The organism is Lysobacter sp. M2-1 (assembly GCF_022662495.1).
Lineage (GTDB): Bacteria > Pseudomonadota > Gammaproteobacteria > Xanthomonadales > Xanthomonadaceae > JAKPBU01.
In genome coordinates, this window is record NZ_JAKPBU010000001.1 from 142,564 (window position 1) to 160,379 (window position 17,816).

Consider the following 17,816-nt stretch of genomic DNA (forward strand, 5'->3'; position numbering starts at 1 on the left):
GTTATGGCACGGGCTTGTTTGCCCCCGACACCAGCGCGAGCAGGGCGGGATCGCGCGCCTGCTGCGCCAGCGACAGCGCGCTCTGGCCCTTCGCATCGCGCAGCGCAGGATCCGCACCGGCATCAATCAGCTTGCGCACCAGCTCGGGCTTGTGCGCGGCCACCGCCAGCATCAGCGCAGTGACGCCGGCCTTGTTCGCATGATCGACCGGCACGCCCTCGACGATCAGCCGGTCGACGGTTTTCGGCAGGTCGGCGACCACCGCGAACATCAGGGCAGTGAAGCCGGCGGGGTTGACCGCGCGCGGATCCGCGCCTGCATCCAGCAGCCGCGCCACCAGCGATTCGTCGCCGTTGCGGATGGCAACGGTGAGCGGGGTCCAGCCGTCCTTCGACTGCACGTCGAGGCGTGGTTTCCGGGTCAGCAGCCAGTCCACGGTTTCGCTGTCGCCAACCCATAATGCGGTCATCAGCGCGGTCCAGCCGTCGCCGTCGCGCGCTTCCAGCTGCGCGCCACCGTCGAGCAGGGCATCACCGACGGCGAGCTGGCGCAGGCGGATCGCCTGCTGCATGGGGGTGCGCCCCTGCGTGTCCAGCGCATCCGGCCGCGCGCCGTTGCGCAGCAGCCACGCCACCCGCGCGGGATCGTTTGCCTTGATCGCGCTTTGCATTTCCTCGTCGGGCGAGGCACCTGTACCCACGCGCTGCTGCATCAGCGCCAACTCGCGCGGATCGGACACGGGCGTATCGCGGTAAGGCGGCGGCTCCGGATACGGCCCGTGCGAGGGTAGCGAACCGGACACCACGCAATCGGCGCATTGCACCAGGGGCACGTTGAATTCTTCCAGGATCGCGCGGATCGCATCGCGGTTCCGGGCAAGTGCAGCGTCGAGGCGGTCGCGAAGCGCAACATTGTCGCGATTCACGGCCAGCGACAGCGAATACTCCAGCACCGTATCGGTCAGGCGGTTTAGCGGCACCATCGTCAGGCCCGACTGCTTGACGTAATAGCCCGCGACGGGCCCCCAGGATTCGGCCGCATCGAGCTCGCCGGCGGCGACCTGCTGCACCAGCCGCGCAGGATGCTCTTCCGGATGGCGCGCCGAATCGTAGAACAGATACTGCACTTCGCCCTTGATGCCGTGCGCATACAGCGCCGCGCGCGCGGGCGAGCTCTGGAACACGCCGATGCGTGCCTGCCGGAGCGCGGCATCGTCCAGCGATGCCGGTCTCAACGGCTTGTCCCGCGGGCTCACCAGGACATAGGTGGAGCGGAAATAGGGTTTTGTGGTCAGGCCCTGTTCGTAATCCTCGGGCATGTCCATCAGCACGTCGCACTTGCCGCTGTTGATGGTGCCGCGCGCCAGGCCGCGTTCGTAATAGGTGCGCCAGTAATATTCCACCGGCATGCCCATGGACTTGCCGAGCAGCTGCGCGATCCGGTTCTGATAGCCCTCGCCCGCCTGGTTGGACAGCGGCATGTTGCCCGGATCGGCGCAGATGCGCAGCACGGCGCCAGTCGCGCCTTTGACGTCGACAGCAGCTTCGGGTTGCGATGCGTCCGGCGCTGGTTCCTGCTTTGCGCAGGCGGCCAGGGCGATTGCGAGCAACAGCGCGGCGGATCGCCGCTTGGACAGGCTGGGAGTGGCATGGAGCGGACGCGCCAGGGCGCCGCTCCATGCGATCTGCTTGGACGACATCAACTGCGCTTCGCAGCCTTTGCCGCGCCTGTGGCCGGCCCGGCTGGCGCATCCGCCGCCGGTGCCGCCGCCGGGACGCCGTTGGCGCCCAGGCGGAACACATGCAGCATGCCGCCCGTGGGGATGCTCTGGAAGTCGTTGCTGAAGGCCAGGCCTGCGGCACCGAGCGCGCCGTAGGGATCCGACGGATCCAGGCCGGCGGTCACCGGCAGGCCGATCCAGCCGCCGATGCCCGAATACACGGCCACGTACTGGTCGGAACCGATCTTGTAGGTAATCGGGTTGCCGATGATCCCGGAGGGCAGCTTGGTTTCCCACAGCTTCTTGCCGTTGTCCTTATCCACCGCGCGGAACCAGCCATCGAGCGTGCCGTAGAACACCAGCCCGCCATCGGTGACCAGGGTGCCGCTCCAGGTGGGGAACTTCTCCTCGATCGTCCAGACCTCCTTGCCGCTGATCACGTCGAAGGCCTTGATGATGCCGAGCGCGCCGGGCTTGTGCGGCTTCATCATCACGTTGGCGAACACGTACGGCATGCCCTGCATGGTCTTGCCGCGTTCCTGCGGGGTCAGCTCCATGTACCAGTTGTTGGTGCCGCAGAAGAACACGTTGGGCTTGGCCGGATCGACCGAACACGGCTGCTGGTCCTTGGTGCCCATGGCCGACGGCGACGACGACACCATCTTGCCGACCTCGAGCGGCGAATGCGCCGCCACCTTGACCGGACGGCCGGTCTTCATGTCGATGCGTTCGGCCCAGTCCACCGGTCCGTAGGTATGCGCGCGCAGCAGGGTGCCGTCGCGGCGATCGAGCACGTAGGCGAAGCCGTTGCGGTTGAACGTGACCAGCGAGGGAACCTTCTTGCCGTCCACGTCCAGGTCCACCAGGATCGGCTCGTTGATGCCGTCGTAGTCCCACTGGTCGAACGGCGTCATCTGGTAGCCCCAGACGGCCTCGCCGGTGTCGACGTTGCGGGCGAAGATCGTCATCGACCACTTGTTGTCCCAGTCGCCGTTGTTGCAGGCCTCCTGCGTCTGCGGCTGCGCACCGCAGCGATAGCTCGGGCTCCACAAGCCCGGGTTGCCGGTGCCGATGTAGACCAGCTTGAGTTGCGGGTCGTAGCTGTACCAGCCCCAGGCCGCGCCGCCGCCGCGCTGCCATTCGTCGCCCGGGAAGGTCTTGATGCCCAGGTCGCCGAGCTGGCCGTATTCCGGATGCGCCTTGTTGAAGTCGGCACCCAGGCAGATGTCCTTGTCGGCGCCGGTGGCATGACAGGTCCAGACGGTCTTGCCGTCGGCCAGGTTGAACGCCGCCACGCGGCCGCGCACGCCGAATTCGTTGCCGGAGATGCCGGCGATCACCTTGCCGCTGGCGATGATCGGCGCCATGGTCAGGGTCTCGCCCTTGGCCGGGTCGGCGAATTTCACCTTCCACGCTTCCTTGCCGGTCTTGGCGTCTAGCGCGATCACGTCGCCCGACAGGCTGTTGAAGACGAACTTGCCGTCGGCGTAGGAACCCCCGCGATTGACGGTGTCGCAGCACGCGACGGCGACCGAGCGCTCATCCTGCTGGGGCGTGTACTTCCACAGTTCCTTGCCCTGGTCCTGCTGCGAGACATCGATGGCGCGCACGATGTTGGGATACGCGCTGACGGTGTACATGATGCCGTCGATCACCAGCGGCTGACCCTCGTGGCCGCGCGTGGCGTCGCTTTTCATCTCCCACGACGTCTTGAGGTCCTTGACGTTCTCGCGGGTGATGTCGGCCAGCGGGCTATGGCGGGTCAGCGCGAAATCGCGACCGATGCCGCCCCAGTTCTCGGGCTTGCCGGCGTTGGTGAGGAATTCCTGGTCGGTATCGACCGCGGTCGCGGGCGCAGCCGACGTGTCGGCCGGCGCCTGCGCGGCAGGTGTCGATTCCTGGCGTTTGCATGCTGCCGGCGCAAGCACGAACGCAACGGCCAGAACCGGGGTGAAGAGGCGGGATGCTCTGGAACGCATGACAGACACTCCCTGAAGTTGTGAGCTGACGAGCACTGGCACTGACAGTCGGCGCATGCATCGCACGCATGGCGGCCGGGGCTAGCCTAAGCACGCCAGTCGCCCATTGCCAATATACCCCCCGGCAGTATCCGGCCCCGGGTCGCGGAAACGCAGAAAAGTCCTTGAAAACAGAGTCCAAATGGCTTTTCGTCGCGAGCCAGGATGGGCGCGGGATGTTGCAGTGCAACGAGTTTCCCGCGCGGTATCGCAGCGCAACATCGCCAATCTTGAAGCGGCTCGGCAGGCGCAAACGCATACAAAAAAACGCCGGCGCTAGGCCGGCGTTTCGATGGCTTTCCCAAGCCGCATGCGCCTCGCTCAGGCGGCGGCTTCCCACTGTCCCAGCGCGGCCAGGCCGTTGTCGCGGGCACGCTCGTACACGGTCTGCTGGGCCTTGGCGAAATTGCCGGCCATGTCCTGGGCCCACAGCTTCAGCGCAGCCTGCTGCATCGCACGGCCATAGGAGAAGCTCAGCGGCCACGGATTCGGGCCCATGCGGTTCATCGCATCCAGATGCGCGGTGGCGTCATGGTCGCTCTGACCGCCGGACAGGAACACGATGCCCGGCAGGATCGCCGGCACCGCCGACTTCAGGCACATCAGGGTGGATTCGGCCACTTCTTCCACGCTCGCCTGCTCCGCGCAATCCTTGCCGGGGACGACCATCGAGGCTTTCAGGATCGTGCCTTCGAGCATCACGTTCTGGTTGTACAGCGCATCGAACAGCGAGCGCAGCACCACCTCGGTGACCTCGTAGCAGGTCTCGATGTCGTGATCGCCGTCCATCAGCACTTCCGGTTCCACCATCGGCACCAGGCCCTGCTCCTGGCACAGCGCGGCATAGCGCGCCAGCGCGTGGCTGTTGGCTTCGATGCAGGTGCCCGAGGGGATGTCCTCGCCGATGTTGATCACCGCGCGCCACTTGGCGAAGCGCGCACCGAGCTTGTAGTACTCCTTCAGGCGATCGCGCAGCCCGTCCAGACCCTCGGTGATCAGCTCGCCCGGGAAGCCCGCCAGCGGATGCGTGCCCTTGTCGACCTTGATCCCCGGAATCATGCCGTTGTCGGCCATGTACTTCGCGAACGGCACGCCGGCCTTGGTCGACTGACGGATGGTCTCGTCGAACAGGATCGCACCGGACAGGTACTGGTTGGCGTTGGGCGCGGTCAGCAGCAGCTCCCGGTAGGCGCGGCGGTTTTCCTCGGAGGACTCGATGCCCACCCCGTCGAAACGCTTCTGGCAGGTGCTGGCCGATTCGTCGATGGCGATGATGCCCTTGCCCGGCGCGACCATGGCGCGGGCGGTTTCAGCGAGTTGTTCGATGCTCATGGCGAAGGCGTCCGGGCGGCGGAAAGGGACCCGAATTATAGCGACCACCCCAACCGCAGGTCCGCACCAGCGGAACCGCATGCAAGGCAGCAGCCTTCAAGGGTCTTATCGGCGGAGGACGGCCTTACGCGGCCGACGGACAGAGAGAGCATCGAGACAAGCACAATGTCGCGCGCCTCGCTGGTTTACAGCTCGCCCAGCCCCTCCGCCCTTCCGTCCTCGCCCACCTGCAGCAGGCGCAGGGTATTGGTGGCGCCGTGGGTCTCCATGCGTTCGCCGCTGGTGAACACCACGCGCTCGCCGGGCCCGAGCAGGCCGGCCTCGACCAGCACCCGGATGCTGCCACGACCGGCCTCGCCCGGGGTTTGGCCGCGGCTGTCGTAGTCCATGGGGAACACGTCGCGAATCAGGCCCATGCGTCGACGCGCGCCGGCATGGCGGGAGAACGCGTAGATCGGTGCCTTGGAACGGAACCGCGACAGATAGCGGGCGGTGCCACCGGACTCGGTCATGGCCACGATCGCGCCGACGCCGATGTGCTCGGTCAGGAACATTGTGGCCATGGCGATGGCCTGGTCGGCGCGCTCCAGGTCGCGCGCGGCCTTTTCGAAATTGGTGTCGGATTCGAACTGGCGCTCGGCGCCCACGCAGATGCGCGCCATCGCTTCGACCGCTCGCACCGGGTAGTTGCCGGCCGCGGTTTCCTGCGACAGCATCACCGCATCGGTGCCGTCGATCACCGCATTGGCGACGTCCAGCACCTCGGCACGGGTCGGAATGGGGCTGTCGACCATCGACTGCAGCATCTGGGTGGCGGTGATGACCACCTTGCTCTGCGCAAGCGACTCGCGAATGATCTTCTTCTGCAGGCCGGGCAGCTCGGCATCGCCGATCTCCACGCCCAGATCCCCGCGCGCGACCATCACCACGTCGCTGGCCTCAACGATTTCCATCAGGTTCTCGATCGCCTCGGCCCGCTCGATCTTCGACACCAGGGCCGCATCGCTGCCGTGGCTGCGCGCGATGCGGCGCGCGTCGTGCATGTCCTGGGCGTTGCGGCAGAACGACACGGCGATGAAATCCACGCCGATCTGCGCGGCCACGCCGATGAGCGTTTCGTCGTGCTCGGTCAGCGCGCCCAGCGACAGTCCGCCGCCCTGCTTGTTCAGGCCCTTGCGATTGGACAGCGCGCTGTCGTTGAGCACCCGGGTGGCGATGCGCTCGCCTTCGATGCTCTCGACCTGCAGCTGCACGACACCGTCGTCGAGCAGCAGCACATCGCCAGGTTTCAGGTCGTTGGGCAGGCCAAGATAGCTGACCCCTACCTGGTGCTCGTCGCCCGGAGGTGCGTCCGCGCTGGCGACCAGGTCGAAACGCTCGCCCTGGCGCAGCTTGACGCGATCGTTGGCGAATTTCTCGATCCGGATCTTCGGTCCCGGCAGATCGGCGAGGATGCCGACCTCGCGTCCGGCACGTGCGGCCGCATCCCGCACCGCCTGCGCGCGCGCCACCTGGGCGGACGGATCGCCATGGGAGAAGTTGAGCCGCACCACGTCCACGCCCGCGGCGAGCAGTGCATCGAGCACCCCGGGCGCATCGGTCGCGGGGCCTAGCGTAGCGAGGATCTTGGTGCGGCGTCGGTGTTCGGTCATCGTGTGTTCCCTCCACCGATCACGCTAGCACACACAGCATTGCAGGCGCCTCCATCGCGTGCTCGTCATGGCTGCTTGCGCACCGGCTCGATGTAACGTTTTCCCACACGGTACAGGGCAAGCCGTGCCTCGAAGTTCTCCGTGCGCTTCCGGTCCTCCGCAAGCTCTTCGGATGTCAGGCGGGCGATGACCTGGTTCTGCAAGTCCACCGCGCGGTCGTAGTCACCCTCCGCGGCCCGGCAAGCGGCGACCGTATCCAGGTGACCGAGCGGCAGGTCGGCGGTTTGCATCAGCTTGTCCGCTTCGACCTTGCCGGTTGCGGCATCGAAGATCTCCGGCTCCGGCGCGGTGCAATGCGCCCACGCCAGGTTGTTCAGCGCGGTCTGCCCACCGGCCTTGGCCGCCTGTTCCCACAGCGCAAGCCCGCGACGCCGCGACTCCAGCGTCGCTGGCGTGTGGCGATAGAAATACCACGCCCCATAATCCGATATCGCATCGACGTCGCCGGTTTTCACGGCCTGCTCCATCCATTCGTGTCCCTTCGCGTCATCCGCCTTGCCGAAGTCGCCATCCAGGTAGGCCATGCCCAGGATGATGCTCGACGCGCGGTCGCCGCGCGCGGCATCCTTGAGCAACCAGTGCTCAGCCTGTGCCGGATCCTTGGCCATGCCGCGCCCGGTCAGGGCCATCGCGGCCAGCCTGCGCCGCGCCTCGGCGCTGTCATTGCCCTGATCCAGCGCGCGATAGGTATCAATGGCCTGCTGGCGGTTACCTCGTATGCCGGGGCGTTCCCATTCGTATATGTGCGCCAGTTCCAGAATCGCGTCGACGTCCCCCGCGCGCGCCGGGCCCAGCAGCCAGGCCTCCGCGTCGGAGTACTTGCCGGCGCGTTGACTCCGGAATGCCATGTAGCGCGCGGCGAACGGGTTTCCGCCCTGGGCGCCCAGCGACACGATGCCCAGCGCCACTGCGCGTTCCTGTTCCGTCTTCGCCGCCTCATGGCGCTTGATGCCGTCGGTTGCCTGTGCGCCCGCATCCCCCGCCGCAACTGCCTTGTCGAGCCACTTCTGCGCAGTCGCGTCATCCTGCATGCGTTGGTAGTAGGTCGCCAGCAATGCATATCCCTTGCCGGTCGCGTTGTTCTCCGGGCGCGCAAGATCTGCCAGTTCCTGGGCGTCTAACACCACCTTGCCAGGTACCGTGAGCACCCGCAGCGCGTGGAGCATCGACATCGAAGGATCGCCGTTGCGGCGCGATGCGGCGATGCGTTCCGCGAGGAACGCGGGGTACTCCTGCTCACCGGAAGTGCTCCACAGCTGCGCGAAGCTGATCAACGCGCCATTGCGGTTCCAGCGTTTGCCCGCGGCATCCAGCAGCGTGGCCGCAGCGTCCGAGTCAGTTTCCACACCGACACCTTTCGCATAAGCCACCGCGAGCATCAGCATATGCGCCGCCTGCTTGCTTTCCGCGAATGGCAGCAGGCTATCGACCAGCCCGTCCGCGCAACCCTCGTAAGGCGTCATCGCACACACGAGCAACCAGGTCCCGGCTGCCTGCAGCCCACCCAACCCCGCAGCGTCGCGTACCGCCTTGACCTTCTGCCTGGGGTCGGCGACCTCGACGGCGGCCTTGACCGCCTGCCAATCCAATGCCTGGCTCTCGTTGGCCTTGGCCTGCGCCTCTATGAAGGCTTCGGCGAGCAGCTGGCGCTGGACGGGATAGCCGGAGAAAGTGTCTTCGCGATCCAGCGCATGCACCACGTCGATGTAATCGAATGTGAGGTGGCGTTCGGCGCCGAGTTCCTCGTCCCACGCGGCCACCACCAGCGGAAAATAGCGTTGTGCGTTCACATGCATGTAGTACTCGTAACGATACTGCAGCCCGCTGGTGGCAAGCAGCGCATAGATGTCGCTCGGTCCCAGCACGCGGATCGGCTTGGGGCTGATCACTTCCTTCCCGTCGGACAACGCCAGGCTTGAGAGCGCGCCCAACGCGGCGAGCGCCGCTTCCGCGCCGGCATCGTCGCCAAGGGCTTCGGCACACAGCATGCGCGCGCGATGCAATGCGATGCTGACCGGAGCCAGTTCGACTGCCTTTTCGAGCTCAGCGCGCTTCTCCTGGCAACGTTCGGGATCGACCGAGTTGAGGTCATATCCGACCTCGCCGAGCACGTCATAAGCGGCATAGGCTTCTGCGTAGGAGCCGTGCTCGATGAACCCGCCCCAGATTGCAGCTGGATCTGACCAGGTCGCTACCTGGGCATCCTTCGCCTGTAATGCGGCCGCTGGCAAGGACACCAGACATGCGAGCGCGACCACCACTCCGCTCATCGTCACCCGTCCGAGTGCGCTATTTCGCATCGCTGCCATCCTGGATCACCTCGCGCAACAGGTTCTTGAGCCGGGTTTCACGTTCGCCGCTGGAGATCGGACCGGTCGCGTGAAAACGCAACCGGGCCGAAAGATCGTCCTGCATGCGCCGCACTTCGCCGAGATGGGGGGAGGCCTGGTCGCCTGCGACATCGGGCTGCCTGACAGCCAGTGCGTGCACCATGCTCACCCGCCCGCCTGCTACCGCGACATCACGCCGGTAGTCAAATGCGGTGGACCCACGTGAAATGTGTTCCTCCGCGAAAGTGGGCTTCCATCGGTCCGGGAGCGCCACTTCAATCTCGTGCCTGTAATCGCCAGGATGTGTGTAATCGACCGGGCTGGTCCGGGAGATTGAACGGGGCAGTACAGCACCCGCCTGCAGCGCGTCGGCATGGACATCCAGCGCCTTGATCGCGACCCCTTCTGCCTCGAACGGGGCATGCAGCAGGTACTGCTCGGTAACGGTGACGATATTCCGGTCCCGGTCGTCGCTGATACGCGGCCCCCCCACTATTTCGAGGTCACCGTGGCGTTTGCGGTAGTAATCCGCATAGCGGCGCTGGAGGTCCTCGATCCGCTCGCCAGCGAACGCGCGACGTTGGCGATCCGCCGCAGTGCCACGATAGACGGTCTCGATCTCCAGTCGCGCGCTTTTGCCATCCGCTTGCGGCGCATAGGTTTCCTTGGACGCGATGCCATTGCTGGTCGCCGGCAAAGCATCGATCGCTTGCATGCGAACGACGCCCTGCTGTATAGGCAGTGCCACGCCATACGCGCTCAGATCACTGGTCTCGGGGCGACCTCCCTGGTGGGTAATCGTCGGATCGAGCCATAACGTCCTGCCGTCGAGCAGGACGCGTGCGATCACGTGGTTGAAGACAGATGCAGAGGGCACAAAGCCCGCGGTAGCCCGGCCACGATCGGTGTCCACCAGCGCCGGGACCGCACGCACACCCAGCCGTCGCAGCAGCGTTACCAGCAGGTAGACCTTGTCCTTGCAGTCGCCATAGCGACGACGCCAGGTCTCGGCCGGCGCGGTGGGACGATGGCTGTTCTCGCCCATCTCCACACCGAAGTACCGCACCTGATCCTGCACGGTGCGCAAGGCCGCCTGTACGCGCGTCTGCTCATCGGGAAGGCGCGACCACTCGTGAAGCTTGGCTTCCAGCTCCTCCGGCAGGGTATCGACCGGGGGATACAGGGGCAGCGCCCAGGCCACTACGTCGGCCCACGAACGATTTGCAGCCACCTGCGCGAGCGGATAGGGGCGGTACCAGGAAGGATAATGTTCCTCATCGACGATCGGGCCCGAGCCGTGCGCCGCCATCACCACCTCGACGGCATCCGGTCCGCGCGTGATCCTGGGTTCCGGCGTGGCATTCTCGCGATAGATGCGCGGCGTATCTGAGGGATCCATCAGCACCCGCAAGTGAACATCCAGCGCCGGATTACCCCAGGCGAAGCGGGTCCAATCGCTCACGTCGCCCTGCAGCACGGGATTGCTGCCGGCGATCGTGTAGCTGATGCGCAACACATCATTGACGCGGACATCGTCCAGCACGATCAGCGCCGTGACCACGCCGTCGGCCAGATCGTTCTCGAAGCCGCTTTCGCGCCTGGCCAGCGATACCTTCTCCGGCACCAAGCGGTCGTGCCATACGCCTTCGCGACGCAACTCGGCGCGATGCAGAGTCAATTTCTGGAAAGCGGGATTGAACTGCACCTGGAACCGGCCCGCCTCGCCGATCATCGATTCGGCGCGCGGCTCGAACACATGCTCCACGTAGAGCAGATCCTGTCCGGCACGACGGTCGGCTTGCATGTCGTACAGCCAGTAGCGCCAACGGGTGTCATTGGCGCCCGGCGCCCTCGCCTCCCATTCCTCCGCCACCGGCTGCCGCACGGCGAAGCCAGGTTCGCTGCCCACTGAAAAACTGAAATCGCCGCGCTGGTAGCTGGTCGTAGCCGCGCCCGCGCTGCCGGCGCACAAGGCCAGCAATGCCAAGATGAAGATCCTCATCTAATCCTTCCCCCTTCCCCAGGCGAAGGGTACTACGCATGCGCCACGACGGCACCCAGCCGGGGGATGCCGCGAAGGCCGGGCGCGCCAGGCCCCGGGGGCCCGTCAGCATCGACCGTCAGGACGCCCGCGCCTGCAGCGCAGCGACGGCGGGCAAGGTCTTGCCCTCGAGGAATTCCAGGAATGCACCGCCACCGGTGGAGATGTAGGAAATGTCGTCGGTGATGCCGTATTTGGCGACCGCAGCCAGGGTGTCGCCGCCGCCGGCGATCGAGAACGCGCTCGAATCTGCGATCGCACGGGCCAGGGTCTGCGTCCCCTTGCCGAAGGCGTCGAACTCGAACACCCCGACCGGTCCGTTCCAGACCACGGTGCCGGCCTTGCGGATCAGTTCGGCATAGCGCGCCGCGGTGTCCGGGCCGATGTCCAGGATCATGTCGTCGGCGCCGACCGCGTCCACCGGCTTCACGGTGGCAGGCGCATCGGCTTTGAACTCGGGGGCCACGACCACATCGGTCGGAACCGGGATCTCCGCGCCGCGCGCCTTCGCCTCGGCCATGATCTGCCGCGCGGTGTCGATCAGGTCGGATTCGACCAGCGACTTGCCGACGCCATGGCCCTCGGCGGCGATGAAGGTGTTCGCGATCCCGCCGCCCACGATCAGCTGGTCGACCTTGCCGACCAGCGAGGACAGGAGCTCGAGCTTGGTGCTCACCTTGCTGCCGGCGACGATCGCCAGCAGCGGCCGCGCCGGATGCTCGAGCGCCTTGGCCAGTGCATCGAGCTCGGCCATCAGCAGGGGGCCGCCCGCGGCCTGCTTCGCGAAGCGGATGACGCCGTGGGTGGAAGCCTGCGCGCGGTGCGCGGTGCCGAAGGCGTCCATGACGAAGACATCGCACAGGGCCGCGTACTGCTTCGACAGGGTCTCGTCGTCCTTGCCCTCGCCCGGATTCATGCGGCAGTTCTCGAGCAGCACGAGCTGGCCCGGGGCGATCTCCACGCCACCCAGATAGTCGCGCAGCAACGGCACCTCCCGGCCCAGCAGCTCGGACAGCCGCGCGGCCACCGGCGCCAGCGAGTCGGCTTCGCTCCACTGCCCTTCCTTCGGCCGCCCCAGATGCGAGGTGACCATCACCGCGGCACCGGCATCGAGCGCCATGCGCAGGGTGGGGATCGAAGCGGTGATGCGCTGGTCGGCGGTGACCTTGCCGTCGGCGACCGGGACGTTGAGATCTTGGCGGATCAGCACACGCTTGCCGGCGAGATCGAGGTCGGTCATGCGGAGGATGGACATCAGGAGGCTCGCGATGGGGGATCGGGTCGCCATTGTCCGCGGCGCGCGAAACGCAGGCAAACTGGTGGCTGGCCTGGATCACCGGCGCCGATGAACCAGGAGCCCGCGATGCCAGCCGATTCAGCGCCGATCACGACCCTGCCGCGGATCGCCTGGCGCTGGCTGCTCGCGCTTGCGCTCGCGCGTCTGGCGTTGCATGTCGCGACGAACGGCCAGTATGGTTTCCATCGCGACGAACTCGCGGTGCTGGACGACGCCCGACAGCTGGCCTGGGGCTATGTCGCCTATCCGCCGCTGACGCCATTCCTGGCGCATGTGTCGATGCAACTGTTCGGCGAGACGACGTTCGGGTATCGGCTCCCGTCGGCGCTGGCGCAGGCGCTGGCAACGCTGCTGGCGGGCCTCATCGCACGCGAGCTGGGCGGAAACCGGACCGCGCAGTGCCTGGCGGCGTTCGTCATCGCATGCGTTCCGTTCTCGATGCTGGCCGGCTCGATGCTGCAGTACACCAGTCCGGATTACCTGTGGTGGGTGCTGGCCGCCTGGCTCCTGCTGAAGCTGGCCACCGGTGGCGACCGGCGCTGGTGGCTCGCACTGGGACTGGTGATCGGCCTGGGCATGATGACCCGCTACACGATGCTGTTCTGCGCGGCCGGGATCGTCGCCGCGGTATTGGCAACGCCGCTGCGCCGCGATCTGCGCAGCCCGTGGCTGTGGGGAGGCGTGACGCTCTCGTTGCTGGTGTTCGCGCCGAATGCGTGGTGGCAGTGGCGGCATGATTTCGTCTATCTCGATTTCGTTGCCCACATCCATGCGCGCGATATGCGCATTGGTCGCACCGAGGGGTTCCTGATCGGCCAGCTGCTGGTCGGCGCGGGCCCGCTGCTGGTGCCGTTGTGGCTAGCAGGCCTGGCCTGGCTGGCGCTGGCGAAGCAGGCCATACGCGGTCGCGTGCTGGCGTGGCTGTACGCCGTGCCCCTGCTGCTGTTCTGGCTGGCCGGTGCGCGCGACTACTACCTGGCGCCCGCATATCCGATGCTGCTGGCGGCCGGCGCGGTGGCGCTGGAAGCCGGGATGTCGCGATTGCGCCCGGCCTTCCGACGCTGGGCCAGCGCCGGCGCGGCAGTGGTGTTGCCGGCGGCGTTCGCCGCCGCGGTCGCGATCGCGTTGCCGGTCTCGCCCATCGGCTCGGCCGGTTGGCGCATCAGCCGCAGCGTGCACGACAATTTCGCCGAGCAGGTGGGCTGGCCGGAACTCGTCGCCCAGGTGGCGCGGGTCTACCACGCATTGCCCGACGCCGAGCGAAAGCATGCGGCGATCTACGCCAACAATTACGGCGAAGCCGGCGCGATCAACCTCTACGGACCACGGCTGGGCCTGCCACGCGCGATCAGCGCCATCAACAGCTACTGGTACCGCGGTTACGGCGACCCGCCCCCGACCACGGTGATCGTGCTCGGCGACGATGCCCAAGGCATCAGCGACACGCCCGGAGACTGCACGCTGGCGGGCCGCGTCCGTATCCCCCACGGCGTGGAAAACGAGGAAAGCGGGCATCCCGACATCTACCTCTGCCGCAACCTGCGCATCGACTGGGCCAAGGCCTGGCCGCTGATGCGCAGCTTCGGCTGACCGCGGAAACGAAGAAGCCCCGCGCTGGCGGGGCTTCGACGGACGGGGCTTCGACGATCGGGCGCGGCCTTGCGGTTTATTTGCCAGCGACGACGCGCACCATTTCCAGGCACTTGTTGCTGTAGCCCCACTCGTTGTCGTACCAGCTGACCAGCTTGACGAAGGTGGGATCCAGAGCGATGCCGGCGTCGGCGTCGAAGATCGAGGTCCGCGCGTCGCCACGGAAATCGGTGGCCACCACCTTGTCCTCGGTGTAGCCGAGGATGCCCTTGAGCGCGCCCTCGCTCTGGGCTTTCATCTCGGCCTTGATCTCGTCGTAGCTGGCCGGCTTCTCAAGCTCGACCGTGAGGTCCACCACCGAGACGTCGCTGGTCGGCACGCGGAAGCTCATGCCGGTGAGCTTCTTGTTGAGCTCTGGGATCACCACGCCGACGGCCTTGGCGGCGCCGGTGGACGAGGGAATGATGTTCTCCAGGATGCCGCGCCCACCGCGCCAGTCCTTGTTGCTGGGTCCATCGACCGTCTTCTGGGTGGCCGTGGCGGCATGCACCGTGGTCATCAGCCCGCGCTTGATGCCCCACTTGTCGTGCAGCACCTTGGCCAGCGGCGCCAGGCAGTTGGTGGTGCACGACGCATTGGAAATGATCGCCTCGCCCTTGTAGGTCTTGTCGTTGACCCCGTAGACGAACATCGGCGTGTCGTCCTTGGACGGCGCCGACAGGATCACCTTCTTGGCGCCGGCATCCAGATGCTTCTGCGCGGTGGTCTTGTCCAGGAACAGGCCGGTGGACTCGATCACCACCTCGGCGCCGACCTCGTCCCACTTCAGGTTGGCCGGGTCGCGCTCCTGGGTCAGGCGGATCTTCCTGCCGTTCACCACCAGCGCGCCGTCCTCGATCTTCGCCTCGCCCTTGAAGCGGCCGTGCACCGAATCGTAGGCCAGCATGTAGGCCAGGTAGTCCGGCTCGAGCAGGTCGTTGATCGCGACGATCTCGATGTCGTCGGCGAAATTCTCCACTGCCGAGCGCAGCACGTTACGTCCGATGCGGCCGAAGCCGTTGATGCCTACCTTGATCGCCATGGAAGTTCCTGTGAGGGGGAGGGACAGGGGAAAAGACAGATTTTACGCGGTTTTTGGCGGCTTCAGGGCTGCGGCTGCGCTACTCCGCCCGGCGCACAGCCGGATTGACTCTAGTCAAATCCGGCACGCCGGCGAAATGGACACTGGCGCCAGTTCACATCGCCCACGAGGGCCACTCATGTCCAAGCAACTGCTCCCACTCTGCGCCGCGCTCGCGCTCGGCACCCTGGCCACACCGGCCCTCGCCCAGTCCGCCGGCGACTGGACGTTCGGTGTCGGCGTCCACCAGGTCAACCCGAAGTCCGACAACGGATCGCTCGCCGGCAACACCCTCGAGGTCGAGGTCGACGACGACATCAAGCCCACCATCACCGCCGAATACTTCATCCGCGACAACCTGGGCATCGAGGTGCTGGCCTCGTGGCCGTTCGAACACGACATCGCCATCGTCGGTGTCGGCACGGTCGGTTCGACCAAGCAGCTGCCGCCGACCGTGTCGCTGCAATACCACTTCGACGCGGGCAGGGTGCGGCCGTTCGTTGGCGCCGGCGTCAACTACACGATGTTCTTCAGCGAAGACACCCGCGGCGCGCTGGAAGGCACCCGGCTGAGCCTGGACGATTCCTGGGGCCTGGCCGCCCATGCGGGCCTGGACTTTGCGATTGGCGAACGCGGCGCGGTGCGGGTGGATGTGCGCTGGATGGACATCGACACGGACGTCGAGCTCGACGGCGCCGACCTGGGCACGGTGCAGATCGATCCGCTCGCCTACGGCGTCGCCTACGTGTTCCAGTTCTGACGTTCGCCCGGCGGTGAATCGCCCCCGTTCCAGTCGGAGCGGGGGGCTGCTCCGGTAAAGTGGCGGCATGGACCAGACCCCGGCAATCCCAGGCATGATCCAGGCCCCGCCGACGCGTTCACGGCGCCCAGCGCGCCTGCTGTCGCTGACCGTTTTGATCCTGCTGCTTCTGGCCGGCCCGGTGGGCGCGTGGAGCGCGCTGGGCCATCGTCTGGTCGGCGAACTGGCCCAGCGCCACCTGACGCCTCAGGCCCTGTCACAGGTGCAGGCGCTGCTGGCCGACGAGCCCGATCCCAGCCTGGCCGGCGTGGCGACCTGGGCCGACGACCTGCGCAACAGCGATCCGCCGCGCTTCAAGCTGACCTCGAAATGGCATTACATCAATGCCAGGGGCGGAGGGTGCGGTTTCGATGTCGCGCGCGACTGCAGCGAAGGTTGCGTCGTCACCGCGATCGAACGCCAGCGCGCCATCCTGGCCGACGGCAGCCAGCCGCTCGCGGCCCGGCGCGACGCGCTGAAGTTCATCGTCCACTTCGTCGGCGACGTGCACCAGCCGATGCACGCCGGCAACCGCACCGATGCCGGCGGCAACGGCTACCAGATCAGCCTGCGCACCGGCCTTGCGCCCGAAGCCTATGCGAAGGACAAGTACGTCGACGGGGTGATGGGTACCAACCTGCATGCGGTCTGGGACTACTACGTCCTCGGCGAGCGCGGTCTCACCCTGCCGCAGTACGCCGACAAGCTCGACGCCCTGCCCTGGCCGCCCTTGCCGGACCAGCCGCTGTCGCCGCCGCTGGCCTGGGCCGGCGAGTCGTGCCGGCTGATCGACGCGCGCGGCCTGTACCCGCCTGGCCACAAGATGGACCAGACCTATCCCGACGCGATGCGACCGCTGGCCGAGCAACGCGTCAGGCAGGCGGCGTACCGGCTCGCCACCGTGCTGAACGAGACGCTCGGGTCCGCGAACGCAGCGCGATGAAGCCGACGGTCGCCCCGTTCCATCACGCCGGTACCGGCACCTGGAGCTATCTGGCCTGGGATCCGGCCACGCGCGAGGCGGCGATCGTCGATCCGGTGCTGGACTACGACGGCGCCTCCGGCCGCGTCACTTTCGTCTCCGCCCAGGCGTTGGTCGACGCCGCGGCCGCCAGCGGCCTGCAGGTGCGCTGGCTGCTGGAAACCCATGCGCACGCGGACCATCTTTCCGCCGCGCACTGGCTGAAATCGAACCACTACCCGGATGCCGTGCTCGCGATCGGCGCCGGCATCGTGCGGGTGCAGGACACGTTTCGCGCCATCTACAACCTCGACCCCGGGTTTCGCGCCGATGGATCGCAGTTCGACCGGCTGTTTGTGGACGGAGAAACCTTCCGCATCGGCGACCTGCAGGCACGGGTCCTCTCCGTGCCGGGTCATACCAGCGACAGCAGCGCCTATCTGGTCGGCGATGCGCTGTTCACCGGCGATTCGCTGTTCATGCCCGACGGCGGCACCGCGCGCTGCGATTTTCCCGGCGGCGATGCGGCGATGCTGTACGCCTCGATCCAGCGCCTGTACGCACTGCCCGACGAAACCCGGGTGTTCATCTGCCACGACTACGGCCCGGGTGGCCGCGCCCCCGCCTGCGAAACCACCATCGGCGCGCAGAAGCGCGGCAACATCCACGTGCGGGCGGACACCGGGGAAGCCGAGTTCGTGGCCCTGCGCCGGGCGCGCGACGCGACCCTGCCGATGCCGGCGCTGATCATCCCTTCGGTGCAGGTCAACATCCGCGCCGGTGCGTTACCGCAGCCCGAAGACAATGGCGTGCGCTATCTGAAGGTGCCGCTGGACACGCTATGACGGTAACCGTGCGTGCCGAACCGTCGATGTCGCATCGCGGACGCCGGGCTG

The 17,816-nt window shown here is 66.8% G+C and carries 12 protein-coding genes; 4 read left to right on the forward strand and 8 right to left on the reverse strand.

The genetic code is table 11. From position 1 onward, the window contains the following. Window position 1: 1 nt before the first annotated feature. From MC375_RS00580 to MC375_RS00610, 7 genes are all read right to left on the reverse strand, one after another. Window positions 2-1,699, reverse strand: a complete 1,698-nt coding sequence (locus tag MC375_RS00580; RefSeq protein ID WP_242101345.1) for a quinoprotein dehydrogenase-associated putative ABC transporter substrate-binding protein — start codon at window positions 1,697-1,699, stop codon at window positions 2-4. Next, window positions 1,699-3,699 (reverse strand): methanol/ethanol family PQQ-dependent dehydrogenase, encoded by a 2,001-nt coding sequence (locus tag MC375_RS00585; RefSeq protein WP_242101346.1) that lies wholly within the window; start codon window positions 3,697-3,699, stop codon window positions 1,699-1,701. The genes MC375_RS00580 and MC375_RS00585 overlap by 1 nt, the downstream gene beginning before the upstream one ends. 360 nt (window positions 3,700-4,059) lie before the next feature. Continuing rightward, a complete protein-coding gene (locus MC375_RS00590) occupies window positions 4,060-5,070 on the reverse strand; it encodes a class I fructose-bisphosphate aldolase (RefSeq protein ID WP_242101347.1) in 1,011 nt (336 codons plus the stop codon). 185 nt (window positions 5,071-5,255) lie between these two features. Beyond that, window positions 5,256-6,722, reverse strand: a complete 1,467-nt coding sequence (gene pyk / locus MC375_RS00595; RefSeq protein WP_242101348.1) for a pyruvate kinase — start codon at window positions 6,720-6,722, stop codon at window positions 5,256-5,258. 65 nt (window positions 6,723-6,787) lie between these two features. Beyond that, window positions 6,788-9,082 (reverse strand): tetratricopeptide repeat protein, encoded by a 2,295-nt coding sequence (locus MC375_RS00600; protein ID WP_242101349.1) that lies wholly within the window; start codon window positions 9,080-9,082, stop codon window positions 6,788-6,790. After that, the gene (locus MC375_RS00605; RefSeq protein WP_242101350.1) at window positions 9,072-11,114 is read right to left on the reverse strand and encodes a DUF3857 domain-containing transglutaminase family protein; all 2,043 of its coding nucleotides are present in this window, start codon (window positions 11,112-11,114) and stop codon (window positions 9,072-9,074) included. Before MC375_RS00605 ends, MC375_RS00600 begins: the two co-directional genes overlap by 11 nt. A 118-nt stretch (window positions 11,115-11,232) precedes the next feature. Beyond that, a complete protein-coding gene (locus MC375_RS00610; RefSeq protein ID WP_242101351.1) occupies window positions 11,233-12,408 on the reverse strand; it encodes a phosphoglycerate kinase in 1,176 nt (391 codons plus the stop codon). Between the two features lie 108 nt (window positions 12,409-12,516). Between MC375_RS00610 and MC375_RS00615 the strand changes: the two genes are divergently transcribed. After that, window positions 12,517-14,040 (forward strand): glycosyltransferase family 39 protein, encoded by a 1,524-nt coding sequence (locus MC375_RS00615; RefSeq protein ID WP_242101352.1) that lies wholly within the window; start codon window positions 12,517-12,519, stop codon window positions 14,038-14,040. A 76-nt stretch (window positions 14,041-14,116) separates the two neighbouring features. On the opposite strand, the gene gap is transcribed toward MC375_RS00615, so the two are convergent. Further along, window positions 14,117-15,121, reverse strand: coding sequence for a type I glyceraldehyde-3-phosphate dehydrogenase (gene gap, locus MC375_RS00620; RefSeq protein ID WP_242101353.1), 1,005 nt, complete (start codon window positions 15,119-15,121; stop codon window positions 14,117-14,119). 178 nt (window positions 15,122-15,299) lie between these two features. Here gap and MC375_RS00625 point away from each other — a divergent pair, with 178 nt between their 5' ends. From MC375_RS00625 to MC375_RS00635, 3 genes are all read left to right on the forward strand, one after another. Continuing rightward, window positions 15,300-15,920, forward strand: coding sequence for an OmpW family outer membrane protein (locus MC375_RS00625; RefSeq protein WP_242101354.1), 621 nt, complete (start codon window positions 15,300-15,302; stop codon window positions 15,918-15,920). A 94-nt stretch (window positions 15,921-16,014) separates the two neighbouring features. Then, window positions 16,015-16,902 carry a S1/P1 nuclease gene (locus MC375_RS00630; RefSeq protein WP_242101355.1) on the forward strand — a complete coding sequence of 296 codons (888 nt, stop codon included), beginning with the start codon at window positions 16,015-16,017 and terminating at the stop codon, window positions 16,900-16,902. Continuing rightward, the gene (locus tag MC375_RS00635) at window positions 16,899-17,765 is read left to right on the forward strand and encodes an MBL fold metallo-hydrolase (RefSeq protein ID WP_242101356.1); all 867 of its coding nucleotides are present in this window, start codon (window positions 16,899-16,901) and stop codon (window positions 17,763-17,765) included. The genes MC375_RS00630 and MC375_RS00635 overlap by 4 nt, the downstream gene beginning before the upstream one ends. Window positions 17,766-17,816 lie beyond the last annotated feature (51 nt).

Coding starts and splice junctions, on each gene's coding strand:
- MC375_RS00585 (WP_242101346.1), bottom strand. CDS start 3,699: ATGCGTTCCAGAGCATCCCGCCTCTTCACCCCGGTTCTGGCCGTTGCG.
- MC375_RS00600 (WP_242101349.1), bottom strand. CDS start 9,082: ATGCGAAATAGCGCACTCGGACGGGTGACGATGAGCGGAGTGGTGGTC.
- MC375_RS00630 (WP_242101355.1), top strand. CDS start 16,015: ATGATCCAGGCCCCGCCGACGCGTTCACGGCGCCCAGCGCGCCTGCTG.
- MC375_RS00615 (WP_242101352.1), top strand. CDS start 12,517: ATGCCAGCCGATTCAGCGCCGATCACGACCCTGCCGCGGATCGCCTGG.
- MC375_RS00610 (WP_242101351.1), bottom strand. CDS start 12,408: ATGTCCATCCTCCGCATGACCGACCTCGATCTCGCCGGCAAGCGTGTG.
- pyk (WP_242101348.1), bottom strand. CDS start 6,722: ATGACCGAACACCGACGCCGCACCAAGATCCTCGCTACGCTAGGCCCC.
- MC375_RS00635 (WP_242101356.1), top strand. CDS start 16,899: ATGAAGCCGACGGTCGCCCCGTTCCATCACGCCGGTACCGGCACCTGG.
- MC375_RS00590 (WP_242101347.1), bottom strand. CDS start 5,070: ATGAGCATCGAACAACTCGCTGAAACCGCCCGCGCCATGGTCGCGCCG.
- MC375_RS00580 (WP_242101345.1), bottom strand. CDS start 1,699: ATGTCGTCCAAGCAGATCGCATGGAGCGGCGCCCTGGCGCGTCCGCTC.
- gap (WP_242101353.1), bottom strand. CDS start 15,121: ATGGCGATCAAGGTAGGCATCAACGGCTTCGGCCGCATCGGACGTAAC.
- MC375_RS00605 (WP_242101350.1), bottom strand. CDS start 11,114: ATGAGGATCTTCATCTTGGCATTGCTGGCCTTGTGCGCCGGCAGCGCG.
- MC375_RS00625 (WP_242101354.1), top strand. CDS start 15,300: ATGTCCAAGCAACTGCTCCCACTCTGCGCCGCGCTCGCGCTCGGCACC.